Below are 13,087 nucleotides of genomic sequence, written 5' to 3'. Positions count from 1 at the left end.
TAGCTTAGCTAACGAATTCCTTTCTGACGTCTCTCGGGGTGAGATTTCTTCGCAGCTGCGGCAATGTTCTTCGCCATGGCAGGAAAGATGAGTCGATGAAATGGTGAGACGAAGGCCCAGTAGATCCGACCGCGAACTCCTTTGGGAATGAAGATCGCCCGCTGCCTGAAGTCGCAGCCTTGACCGGCATCGGTGGTGGTGAATTCGAGCCAGGCTCTGCCCGATACCCGCATCTCTGCCCGCAGGAGCAGTCGACGCTCGGGCTCGAGCTCTTCGACTCGCCACCAGTCGACCGGGTCACCGACCCGAAGCCGATCCGGAAGTCTCCGCCCGCGGTTCAGGCCGGCGCCGCCGACGATCTTGTCCCACACGCCCCGTACCCGCCATGCCAACGGCCACGAGTACCAGCCGTTCTTCCCACCGATGCCTTCGATGACCGGCCAGAGCTGTTCGGGAGTCAGATCAGGGAAGTGCAGTGTTCGATCATCGGTGAAGACGCGCTCTCCTGCCCATTCGGGGTCATTCGGCAGCGGCTTCGCCGCCTGGGCAAGCTCTCCGGCATCGGCATCCCAATTGGTGTCGACGGCTCCTTCGGCTTCGCGCAGCAGAGCCAGACGCACGGACTGCTCGAAGTCGAGCATCCCTTCGGGCGGTGGAGGGATGACCTCGTCGACATCACGGTCCTTGGTCACCGCGTCCTCCTGCAGCGACTGGACGAGCGGCAGCGTCAGTGCGAACGGCAGCGGGGTGACGAGTCCGACCCAGATGCCGGACAGTGTAGGTGCAGGCAGAGGCAGCGTGAGGACGTGCCGGGGTTTGAGTCCGGCGATCGCAGCGAATCTTCTCATGATCTCGGCGTACTTGAGAACATCATGGGATCCGATGTCGAAGGCACGGTTGACGTCGCCGTCGATGTCGACGGCCTTGAGGAGGTAGTAGAGCACATCACGGACCGCCAGCGGTTCGACGTGATTGCTGACCCACCTCGGCGCCGGCATCAGTCTCAATGTCAGGGCGAGGTGACGAACCATCTCGAATGATGCCGAGCCTGATCCGATGATGATGCCTGCCTGGAACGCGACGGCGGGCACAGGCGAATCGAGGAGAATCCGGCCGACCGCCGCTCGCGAGCGCATGTGCATGGACAGGTCCGCCTTGTCGGGGTGGAGTCCGCCGAGGTAGACGATACGTCGAACACCGGCGGCTTCTGCCGCTTCGGCTACCCGCCTGGCCGTTGCGGCTTCCTTGTCTTCGAAGTCACGCCCCGATCCCATCGAGTGGACCAGATGGTGGATGACCTGAACTCCGGTTGCGGCCTCGAGGAGGCCGCCTCCATCGTCGAGATCGACGCGATGGATCTCGACCTCGTCGGCCCAGGGCACCTGTTCGAGCTTGTGCGGCGATCTCACGGCAACGCGAACGTGGTGGCCGGCCTGCAGAAGGCGAGGGACGAGTCTCCCCCCGATATAACCGGTGGCCCCGAGCACAAGAACGGTTCGCGGGAGGGGCGAGGGGTCAATGGTTTCGGGTTGCGATTGCGCCATTCTGTCACCATAGGCAATATTCGCTAGCTTGGCTAGTAATGCACGGAACTGCCTTGGCTGGTAATCGACAGAAGCGACTTCACGACCATGCGACGCTTCAGTGTGCGTGTACCCAGAAATCAGCTCGCGTCACCGGCTCACCAGGGATTCGCCAGCTGCCACTGCTCGAACCAATATCTGTCGCCCTGATAGTGGGACTGAGAAGGCTTGCAGCCCTTGAGATCCGCATGCTCTCGCAACCAGGTGCGCACCAGGCCAGGCACCTCTTCCATCCGGTGGCGCCAGTCGTCGAGCGGCAACAGCAGCACCGTACCGTCCTCTGCCGTGAGGCGGCACGAGTAGTTCGGCAGCCCCTCGGTGTTCTGGGAATGCGTATAGCTGATCTGCTCGCAGCCCGTGGTGAGGTAGAAGCGGATGTACTCCCCCGATACGTCTGAGCACAGCGACTTGAAGTCCTGGTACCGACTGAGCCATTCCGGTCGCTGATATTCGTTCATACGTTCTATTATGCTCTGCTTTCGGTCAGGCGTGAAGCGTGCGCGTCAACGCGGCTCTCAGCAGCTGTCAGTCTGAGGATTCCGAGAAATTTCGCGAATCGTCAATCCAAACGCACGAACCCTCCGAACCAGTTCTGCTTGCCCGGTGCAGATGATCTGCACGCCGTGTCAGGAAAGGACAGGGACAATGTTGAGCCTCAAACGCACAGGTCTTCGGACCATCGGCGGTGCCGCAATCGCAGCTCTCGCCGTGATGGTCGGAATCTTCGCCGCCCCCGGCGCAGCTTCGGCGGCTGAAGCACCACAGACAGATTCTGCAGACACCTCCAGCTCACTGATCGAAGGACCGCTCATCGATCTCGGAGATCTGATGAACCTCATCGGCTCGATCAACATCGGACAGTTCCAGTAACCGTCCTTCTGCCGTTTCAGCCAGACCGCATCACACTCTCGCGTTCGAAAGACACAATGACTGAAGACTCCCCCCGCATCGAACTCACGTCCGCACAAAGAGGCATCTGGTATGCCCAGAAGCTCGAACCCGACAACCCGACATTCCAGATCGGGCTCTACGTCGAAATTCTCGGGCCTCTGGACGTCGATCTCATGCGAGGTGCCGTCGGCACCACCGTAGCCGAGGCCGATTCGCTCAACGTCGTCTTCGGCGAAGACGAGCAGGGAGTCTTCCAAAAGCACGGCTCGCCTCGCAGTCACCTACACTTCCATGATCTGCGAGGCGGGTCGGTCGACGATTCCATGGCACAGGCCCGGGCCCTCATGGAAGCCGACCTCGCCACCGTTCACGATCTCGAGACCGGTGAGCTCCTCAGATCTGAGCTGTTCCACCTCGGCGACGACCATTGGATCTTCTACCAGCGAGCCCACCACCTCCTCGTCGACGGCTACTCTGCCGTGCTCATCCTGCGACGCGAGTCGCAGCTGTACGGCGAGCTGGCTGATCCTGCCGCACAGCCATCGGATTCGCCCTTCGGCAGCCTGGAGGCACTGGTGGCCGAGGAGGCGGACTACCGGGCGTCACAGCGTTTCCGCACGGATGCCGACTTCTGGTCACAGACCATCGCCGAGTCGGAGACCGCCACGGGCTTGGCGGGACGTCCGCCTGCCTCGGCGAAACAGCTGGTCACGGCCAACGCCGACATCCCCCCGCAGCTGGCCAGGCAATTGGCGAGTGCCCAATCGGCACCGACGCTCATCCTCGCAGCGGCTGCGACCTATCTGCACAGGATGACAGGTCGGAAGACCGTCTCCGTGGGCCTGCCGGTGACGGCCCGGCGCAGCGCCCTGGCCAAATCAGTGCCGTCGATGATGTCGAAGATCCTGCCGCTGCAGCTGACCACTGCACCCGAGACCACCTTCCCCGAACTCCTTGAGAGCACGGGTTCCGCCCTGCGCTCGACACTCATCCACCAACGATTCCAATATCAGGAGCTCGATACCGACACGAGCTACATCGGGCCCTCGGTCAACATCTTTCCTGCCGTCGATGACATCAGCTTCGGTCAGGCTCAGGCCTCCCTTCATCTCCTGTCCACGGGGCCCGTCGATGATCTGTCGATCATCGTCCACGGCCTGGGAGCGGACCAGAACACCTCCGGCAGGGACTCACGAACTGCGATCGTTCGGCTGGAGGCCAATGCCGAGCTCTACTCCCAGGAGAGCCTCGCCGATCACCTCGGACGCTTCCTCTCCGTCCTCGCCCAGCTGGATCCCGGTCACGCTCAGCCTCTGGCCGGATTGTCTCTGCTCGACGACAGCGAAGCAGACGAGGTCATCGCCGGCGGACAGGGTCGAGTCCAGGACATCCCCCACCACACCGTGGTCGACGAATTTCTCAGCCACGCGCATCAGACCCCCTTCGCCTCCGCCGTGGTCGCCGATGACGGGCATCTCAGCTTCTGCGAACTCGATCGCCGTTCGACACAATTGGCCGGCCATCTTCGCCAGCAGGGCGCCGGCCCGGGCACACGCGTCGCCGCACGCATCGGACGGACCACCGCGATGCCGGTCGCTGTGCTCGGGGTCCTCAAAGCGGGAGCTGCATTCGTTCCTCTCGATCCCGATCATCCGGCGGCCCGAATCGAAGCAATGGTCGCCGACGCGGCCCCGGCCCTTGTACTCAATTCCTCAAGCGTGCCCGGCCCTGACGGAGAGACCACGATTCTCACCGACCGACCTGTCATCGACCTGGATTCGGACGTGCTCGCCGCTGCACTGTCGTCCAGGACCTCGCAGACGGCACCGGGGGCCACTCCGGCACCCGACGACCTCGCCTATGTGATCTTCACGTCCGGGTCGACCGGCCGACCCAAGGGCATCGGCGTCGAACACCAGTCGCTGCTCAATCTCTTCCTCAGCCACCAGGAGACCATCTTCGCTCCGGCCGCGGAACGCCTCGGTCGCGGGCTGAGGGTGGCACACACCGCAGGGATCTCATTCGACGCCGCATGGGACCCGCTGCTGTGGCTCTTCGCCGGGCATGAACTCCACCTCATCGACTCGCTCACCCGCCGCGACCCAGAGGCCCTGACGGCCTACTTCACCACCCATGGCATCGACTCCATCGAGACGACGCCCTCGTTCATCAAGGCTCTGCTGGCTCACAGCAGCTTCGGCGCGGACGGCCACCCCAGCGTCGTCGCGTTGGGCGGAGAAGCAGTCGACAGCGGACTCTGGAAACAGCTGGCCGCGCGTGAAGGAATGACCGCCTACAACCTGTACGGACCAGCAGAGACCACCGTCGACAGTCTGACCGCAACCATCGCTGCCGACACGTCGCCGATCCTCGGCCAGTCCGTCACGAACACCCGGCACTACGTCCTCGATTCCCGGCTGGCCCCTGTGCCCGAACAGGCCACCGGAGAGCTCTACATCGCAGGGCTCAACCTGGCGCGCGGCTATGTGGACCGTCCCGGTACGACATCTGAGCGCTTCGTTGCCGACCCGTTCGCCGACGATGGTTCGAGGATGTACCGTACCGGAGACATCGTCCGCCGGCCCCTGAACGGCGGCATCGAGTTTCTGGGCCGCGCCGATGAGCAGATCAAACTGCGCGGCTACCGAGTCGAACTCTCTGAGGTGGAACTCGCCCTGCAATCTGATCCCAGGATCAGTTCGGCCATCGTCGAACTCAGGCAGAACCAGGCCGGCTATGCTCAGCTGCTCGGTTTCGTCACCTCTCCTTCGCAGCTCGATACCGCCGAGGTGCGCCGAAGCATGAAGACCCGTGTCCCGGACTACATGGTTCCCTCGTTCATCATGCAGATTGAGAGCATTCCACTCACAGTCAACGGCAAACTCGACCGCCAGGCCCTCCCCGAACCGGAATCGGCACGTTCCGAATCCGAAGCGCCGAGAGACTCCCAAGAACGGATCGTGGCCGAGGCCTTCAGCGACGTGTTGGGCATCGACTCCGTCGGCATCGACGATGACTTCTTCGAACTCGGCGGACACTCGCTGCTCGCCACCCAATTGGTCGCCAACCTGCGCACGAGCTTTGCCACCGCACCCGCCCTGCGCGAGGTCTTCCAACACCCCACCGTCCGCGAGCTCAGCGCCCGCTTCGACCCGAAGGCCACCACCGATGATGCCGGTCATGAGCTCGTCGCCGCAGACCGCCCCACCCAGGTACCACTCTCATATGCCCAGGCTCGTCTGTGGTTCATCAACCAGTTCGATCCGAGTTCCGCGGCGTACAACATTCCGCTGACTCTGCGCATGCGCGGACGACTCGACGCCAATGCGCTGCAATCGGCCGTCAATGACGTCATCGCGCGGCATGAGAGCCTGCGCACCGTCTACCCCTGGACGGCTGGGCAGCCCGAGCAGGTCATTCTCAACCCGGCCAACGCCCGCGTCGCTATGCCCACGGTCGGCGTCAGTGAAAGGCTCGTCCACCACACCGTGGAAGCTGAGGCCACCCGAGGATTCGACGTCTCCACGGAACTTCCGATCAGGGCCCTCCTCATCAGGCTCAACGAAGATGATCATGTGCTGATGCTGACTCTGCACCACATCGCCGCTGATGGCTGGTCACTCGGCCCCCTGGCCAGAGACCTCTCCACCGCCTATCGCGCTCGCGGGCAGTGTCGGGCCCCGGCCTTTCCCCCTCTTCCTGTGCAGTACGCCGACTACGCCCTGTGGCAGCGAGAGACCCTCGGAACCGAGGAGGATCCGAACAGTGCGCTCTCGCACCAACTGGCATTTTGGAAGGACACGCTGGCCGACGCACCCTCACAGCTGCGCCTTCCCGCCGATCGGACCAGAAGTGCTGCGAACTCAGGATCTGTCTCCCGTGCAATTCCGGTCGACATCGGTCCCACGGTCCATGCCGGACTGCGCAGACTCTCCTTCGAGCGCAACGCCAGCCTGTTCATGGTGCTGCAGGCGGCATTCGCCGTCCTGCTGGACAAGCTCGGTGCGGGCAGTGACATCCCCATCGGCACCCCAGTCGCAGGCAGAACCGAGACAAAGCTCGACGAACTCGTCGGGTTCTTCGTCAATACGCTCGTCCTGCGCACCGACACCTCGGGCAATCCGAGTGCTGCCGACGTCATCGACCGAGTCCGCGGATCCAACCTCGCGGCCTACGCCAATCAGGATGCCCCGTTCGAGCGCGTCGTCGACGAGCTCGACCCACCGCGCTCTGAAGGTCTTCACCCCCTGTTCCAGGTGATGCTGACACTGCAGAACACGGAGCCTGTCGATATCGACATGGGCGACCTCAACGTCGAGCCGGGTTCCGGCCCGCAGGTCTCGGAGGCGAAGTTCGACCTGCTCCTCGATCTGGCCGAACGCCGTGGTGAGGCGGCCGGAATCAGCGGCTCCTTGGAATTCGACTCAGCACTCTTCGACGACTCCACTGCCCGCGGGATCGCCGCCAGGTTCGTCGCCGTGCTCGAACAGTTCGCCACCGAACCGAACCGTCTTCTCACAGACGTCGAGGTGCTCAGCCACGCAGAGCTCGACACTATTCGCGAGGAGAGCCGCGGAGCCGATCGCGAGCGAGTCGAGGCGACGATCATCGACGCGCTCGACACCACTGTCCACCGTCACCCCGATCGGACCGCACTCGTGGCCGAGGACACCGAACTGAGCTTTGCGGAACTCGGGGACCGCGTGCACCGCTACGGCCGCGCGCTCAGCCGGCGAGGTATAGATCCCGGTCAGCGGGTCGCGATCGCTCTGCCACGATCTGCCGATGCCATCATCGTGCCATTGGCGGTGCTGAGCATCGGAGCCATCGCCGTTCCCATCGACCTCAGCTACCCGCAGGAACGGATCCGGCTGATCCTCGACGTGAGCGACCCGGTCGCCGTCGTCATCGACTCCCCCGACGTGCCGGTGCGAGCGGGCACAGCCATCTCCACCGCGGATCTGCATGCCGACCCGGCATTCGCTCGCGGGGACGACTATCGTCCGAATCTCGATGACCGCGCCTATGAGATGTACACGTCCGGGTCCACCGGAACTCCCAAGGGCGTCGCTGTGCCCCATCTCGGGCTGGCCAATCTCCTGGCTCACCACCGGGAGACGATCTTCGCCGAGGCAGGCCTGGGTGAAGAGTCAGTCAGAGTCGCACACACCGCCGGTCTGGGTTTCGACGCCGCCTGGGACCCGGTGCTCTGGCTCGTGGCCGGAGCGAGCCTGCACATCGTCGACGAAGATGTGCGCCGAGATGCCGAGGCGCTCGTGGAATTCTGTCGTGAGCAGCAGATCGATGCGCTCGAGACCACACCTTCATTTGTGCGTCAGCTGATTGCCTCCGGTCTCCTTGACCACATCGGGACCCTCGAATACGATCCCGAACACGCCGACGGCTGTGGCCAGACGCAGCACCGCAAGGCCCCTGTGCTGACGATCGCTCTCGGCGGAGAACCCGTGCCTGATGACCTGTGGCGTGAACTGGCCCAGCACGCGGGTGCGCGAGCCTATAACTTCTACGGGCCCACCGAATTCACCGTCGACTCAGTCACCGCGAAGATCGAAGGAGAGCACACCACGATCGGTCATCCGGTCAGGAACGTTCAGGCTCTGGTCCTGGACCAGCATCTTCGCGAAGTTGCCCACGGCGTCGTCGGCGAGCTCTATCTCGCAGGAGACGGAATCGCCACCGGCTATGTCAACCGCATGGCAGAGACCTCGGTGCGGTTCGTCGCGAACCCACACGGCGACGGCGAGCGCATGTACCGGACGGGTGACCTGGTCCGCCGAACCTCGGACGGACGCCTCGACTTCATCTCCCGTGACGACGACCAGATCAAGCTGCGCGGATACCGGATCGAGCTCGGAGACGTCGAAAATGCGCTGACCGCCTGCCAGGGCGTCGAACAGGCCGCGGCCGTAGTCGACAACCCGCAGGACCCGCAATCGGCACGACTCGTCGGCTACTATGCCGGCGACGTCGAGGAGAGCGTCATCCGCGACCACCTCGCCCGCTGGCTTCCGGCACCGATGGTCCCACGCGTGCTCATCTCAGTCGACTCGATTCCGCTGACATCTCACGGCAAACTCGACCGCAGTCGTCTGCCGGTTCCGAGCCTGTCGGGAGGCCGGTCCTCCCGCGCCGCCCAGACTCCGGACGAACGCACCATGTGTGAGCAGTTCTCGCTCGTGCTCGAGGCCGAGCACATCGGACTCGACGACGACTTCTTCGAGCTGGGCGGTCATTCGCTGCTCGCCGTCTCGCTCATCGGTCACATCCGTGAGGCATTCGACGCCGATCTTCCGCTGCGAACGATCTTCGATGCTCCCACTCCCGCGGGCCTGCTGGGCCGCCTCGATGGCTCGTCCCGCAGCCTGCCGACCGGACTGGATGAGGGCAGGTCAGCACGCACCGAAGAGGTGCCCACCGCTGACCCCGGTGTCACCTCGGGGCTGCGTCTGTCCGAGTGGAAACGCTCTTCCCAGAGTGCTCGCCCTCACACGATCCCCTTGTCTTTCGGGCAGGCGAGAATGCACTTCCTCAATCAGCTCGACACCAGGGCCTCCGACTACACCATCTCTCTCGCGGCTCGTTTTGAGGGAGACCTGGACCCGGATGTCCTCGCCCAGGCTCTGAATGAGGTCATCACTCGCCACGAGATCCTGCGCACCATCTATCCGACCATCGATGGCAGACCTGTCCAGCACATCCTTCCGCCAGAGGCCGGACACGGCATCCTCGATCGCCGCACCACCCCGTCGCCGGCCGCGACCACAGAGGAGATGGCCCGGGAAGCCGCCCGAGGATTCGACCTCAGCACCGACCTGCCCCTGCGGGCTGTCCTCTTCGCCGAAGGAGGCCAATGGGTCCTTCATCTCGTCATGCACCATATCGCCACCGACGGAGCGTCCTTGGGCCCACTGACTCAGGACCTGGCGACCGCCTATGCCGCACTGCGCGGCTCCGCCCAACCGATGCGACGAAAGCTCGACGTCCAGTACGCTGACTTTGCTCTGTGGCAGCGTCATGTGCTTGAAACGCAGACTCTTGTCGGTGACGATCGTCCGCTCCTGGAGCACAGAACCCAATTGTGGACCGAGCGCTTGGCGGGCATTCCGTCCGAAACGCCGCTGCCCTCGGACCATCCTCGTCCGCATACCGCCCGTCAAGCCGGCCGTCACCATCACTTCCACCTCGACGACCGCACGACGCAACGACTGACCGCCATCGCCGCCGAGGCGGGAGCCAGCCTGTTCATGGCACTGCACGCAGTGCTCGCCGGGTTCCTCAGCAGAATCGGCGGCAGTGAGGACGTCGTCATCGGCTCGCCGAGCGCCGGACGTTCGGACCCAGAGCTCGAGGACATGGTCGGGCTCTTCGTCAACACCGTCCCGATCCGCACCGATGTCTCCTCCCAACCGGATTTCCACACCCTCCTTGCGCGCACCCGAACCGCGGTCATCGACGCACTGGAACTCGACGACGTACCATTCGAGCGGCTGGTCGAAGCCATCAATCCGCCCCGGGTGCTGGGCCGCCATCCTCTGTTCCAGACCATGCTCTCCCTGGAGAATACGGCCTCTCCCCTCCTCGACCTCCCGGGAGTCGACACGAGCATCGAACCGGAGGTCGAGACTGGAGATGCGAAGTTCGACCTCTCCTTCACCTTCCGCAGGACTGCCTCAGGCAGGTCAACTCCCGAAGCCGGTCTGGACGTCGTGCTCGACTACAACTCCTCGACGTTCGAGACCGCGACGATCAGCGACATGTGTGAGAATCTGTCCAGGTTCGTCGCCGAACTCGTGCAGAAGCCCGCGAGGTCGATCTCCGACATCTGCCTCCTCGAGACTGCAGAGGTCACTCACGCGATCAACCAACTCGCCGGCCCGGTCCCCTCGGGTTCTCTGCCGATGATCCTCGATGTCTTCGCCACCACTGTGCGCCAGCTGCCTGATTCCACCGCGGTGGAATCAGCCGACACCTCGCTGACGTTCAGGCAACTCAACGAAGCCTCCGATCTGCTGGCCCGCGAACTCCTCAGGTTCGGTGCCGGGCCCGGGTCGACGGTGTCCGTGCGGCTGAGCCGCGGCGTAGGCATCATCGTCGCCACCCTGGCCGTTCTCAAGTCCGGTGCTGCCTACAACCCGATCGACATCGACTACCCCGCAGGTCGCACGACTGCGATCTTGGCCGATGCGACACCGAGCATCGTCTTGGCCGAAACAGGAACCGCGGAGGAGCTGGCACCTGTCCTCGCCGAGTCCGGGATCGCCCCGCCCATCGTTGAGATCTCGGCCCTCGACGGCACAGTCGACGATGCCCGGTCGACCTGGCCGTGGCCGGGCTCGGTGGCTGCGGCACCGGAACAGACGCCTCCGGCGGGACAACTCGATCCGACGGCCTATGTGACCTTCACTTCCGGCTCGACTGGACGGCCCAAAGGCGTTGAAGTCGGCCACGATGCGCTGGCGAACCTGCTCGCCTCCCACCGCGCCACCTATCTGCCGACCCCGGCCACCGGTGCCGAGCAGATCACGGTGGCTCACACCACCGGTATCGGCTTCGACGCCGCATGGGACCCCCTGCTGTGGATGATGGTCGGGCACCGCGTCCACATCACCTCCACACTGGTCCAGCGCGACCCACAGCAGCTGGCACGCCTGCTCCGCGATCTGCGTATCGGGTTCTGGGAGACCACCCCCAGCTACCTGCGTCAGCTCAGAACAGAACCGGACTTCCTGGAACTGATCGACCAAGCGGCCAAGGCAGATGACCCAGTGACTCTCGCCCTCGGCGGTGAGGCGATCGATGAGGACCTCTGGGGGTGGCTGCGCGAACGCCCCGGCATCAGTGCCTACAACCTCTACGGCCCCACCGAAACCACTGTTGACGCCTTTGCCGGGCCCGTCGCCGCCTCCGCGACTCCGGTTCTCGGCTCAGCGCTGCAGCACATGCGCGGCTATGTGCTCGACGAACGACTCCACCATGTGCCAGCCGGAACGACTGGAGAGCTCTATCTCGCCGGGCGCCAGTTGGCACACGGATACCGAGGCCGCAGCGGACTGAGCGCCGAACGCTTCGTCAGTGATCCCTACGGTGAGCCAGGTGAACGCATGTACCGGACCGGGGACCTCGTTGTTCGTCATCACAACGGCGGCCTCAGCTTCCTGGGTCGCAGCGACAACCAGATCCAACTCCGCGGGTTCCGGGTCGAACTCGGCGAGGTCGAACGCGCACTGCGCTCGGCCCCGAACGTCAAGGACGCACTCGTGAGGCCATTCGGCGCTGATGCCGCCACCATGGCGCTGGTCGGCTATGTCGTAGCGGCTGGGACCACTGCCCCGGGAGCGGGAGAGGAGCGTGCAGACCTCGCCGATGAGGCTCGGCGACATGTGCGGTCGATGGTGCCGAACTATATGGTCCCGCCGCGGATCGTTGTCATCGACGAGGTCCCACTGACAGCGCACGGCAAGATCGATGAGACAGCCCTTCCCGACCCATCACAGACAGAGCTCGGGTCGCGTTCGACACCTCGCACGCCACGCCAGGAGACCGTGGCCGACATCTTCGCCGAGGTGCTCTCACTGCCCCGCGTCGGGATCGACGAGTCGTTCTTCGAACTCGGCGGCCACTCCTTCCTCGCCCGACCGCTCATCGCAGCCGTCAACGAGGCCCTCGGTGCCGAGCTCTCGGTCCAGTCCCTCTTCCGCTCGCCGAGTGTCGAGCAGTTGGTGGACGAAGCTGGCCAGGAGACTGCTGATTCGGTCAGGGACAGCCTGCAGCGTCTGCTTCCGCTGCGTACGACGGGCACAAAGGCTCCTCTGTTCACGGTGCATCCGGCCACCGGCATCAGTTGGGGCTTCGCAACGATGCTCCACGGCCTCGATCCACAGCGTCCGCTGATCGGCCTGCAGATGCCGGGACTGGCACCGGAGGATCCGGAGCAGATCACTGCTCACGCGCTGATCGAGCTCGCCGACGATTACATCGCGCAGATGAGGTCGGTGCAGCCGGAGGGTCCGTATCACCTGCTGGGTTGGTCCTTCGGCGGCATTCTGGCGCACCGCCTGGCCGCGCGGCTGCAGGAGCTCGGTGAGGACGTTGCCTTCCTCGGGATCCTCGACGCCTTCCCCGACGGTCAAGCTGCCGACGAAATGGTCGTGGGTCCGGAGCTGTGGGCCGACTACCTCGGCGCCAATCATCCTGGCGTTCGGGTCGGAACGGAAGACCTCGACGACGAACGGGTTGTGGAGCTGCTGCGCGAACTCGGCGATCCGCTGGGCAACGTCTCGAAGGAGACCATGACGGCGATGACCGACGGGTTCTTCACCATGTCTCGACTGATCCGGGAGGCTCCAGCGGAGAGATTCGTCGGCGATGTCGTGGTCTTCACAGCCACCCAGGATGTTCCGCCCGGCACCCCCACTTCCGAATCATGGCGGCCATATGTCACTGGTCACATCCACGTCACCGAAGTCCCGGCACGACACGCAGACATGCTCACAGTGCCTGCCCTTCGAGAAATTCTTCCAGCGATGGCAATCCACTTGGACGATGACGCCGAATCACAGACGTAAGCGTTATATCTCACCAGCAATCGACAG

Annotated in this window: 4 protein-coding genes; 2 read left to right on the top strand and 2 right to left on the bottom strand. The window is 64.1% G+C overall.

Going from position 1 to position 13,087, the window contains the following annotated elements:
- Positions 1–8 precede the first annotated feature (8 nt).
- Positions 9–1,544 (bottom strand): SDR family oxidoreductase, encoded by a 1,536-nt coding sequence (locus tag JFC13_RS08445; protein WP_198396651.1) that lies wholly within the window; start codon positions 1,542–1,544, stop codon positions 9–11.
- Between the two features lie 137 nt (positions 1,545–1,681).
- On the bottom strand, positions 1,682–2,041 hold the full coding sequence (locus tag JFC13_RS08440; protein WP_198396650.1) for a hypothetical protein: 360 nt from the start codon (positions 2,039–2,041) through the stop codon (positions 1,682–1,684).
- A 187-nt stretch (positions 2,042–2,228) separates the two neighbouring features.
- Here JFC13_RS08440 and JFC13_RS08435 point away from each other — a divergent pair, with 187 nt between their 5' ends.
- Both JFC13_RS08435 and JFC13_RS08430 read left to right on the top strand, forming a co-directional pair.
- Positions 2,229–2,453 carry a hypothetical protein gene (locus JFC13_RS08435; protein WP_198396649.1) on the top strand — a complete coding sequence of 75 codons (225 nt, stop codon included), beginning with the start codon at positions 2,229–2,231 and terminating at the stop codon, positions 2,451–2,453.
- Positions 2,454–2,509: 56 nt separating this feature from the next.
- A complete protein-coding gene (locus JFC13_RS08430; protein ID WP_198396648.1) occupies positions 2,510–13,060 on the top strand; it encodes a non-ribosomal peptide synthetase in 10,551 nt (3,516 codons plus the stop codon).
- Positions 13,061–13,087: the final 27 nt, after the last annotated feature.

The organism is Brevibacterium antiquum, assembly GCF_016107655.1.
In the GTDB taxonomy this organism is placed as follows: domain Bacteria; phylum Actinomycetota; class Actinomycetes; order Actinomycetales; family Brevibacteriaceae; genus Brevibacterium; species Brevibacterium antiquum.
This window is presented reverse-complemented; position numbering and strand designations above follow the sequence as displayed.

What these genes read in the sequence shown, in the direction of transcription:
- JFC13_RS08445 (WP_198396651.1), bottom strand. Translation starts at nt 1,544, where the DNA reads ATGGCGCAATCGCAACCCGAAACCATTGACCCCTCGCCCCTCCCGCGA.
- JFC13_RS08440 (WP_198396650.1), bottom strand. Translation starts at nt 2,041, where the DNA reads ATGAACGAATATCAGCGACCGGAATGGCTCAGTCGGTACCAGGACTTC.
- JFC13_RS08435 (WP_198396649.1), top strand. Translation starts at nt 2,229, where the DNA reads ATGTTGAGCCTCAAACGCACAGGTCTTCGGACCATCGGCGGTGCCGCA.
- JFC13_RS08430 (WP_198396648.1), top strand. Translation starts at nt 2,510, where the DNA reads ATGACTGAAGACTCCCCCCGCATCGAACTCACGTCCGCACAAAGAGGC.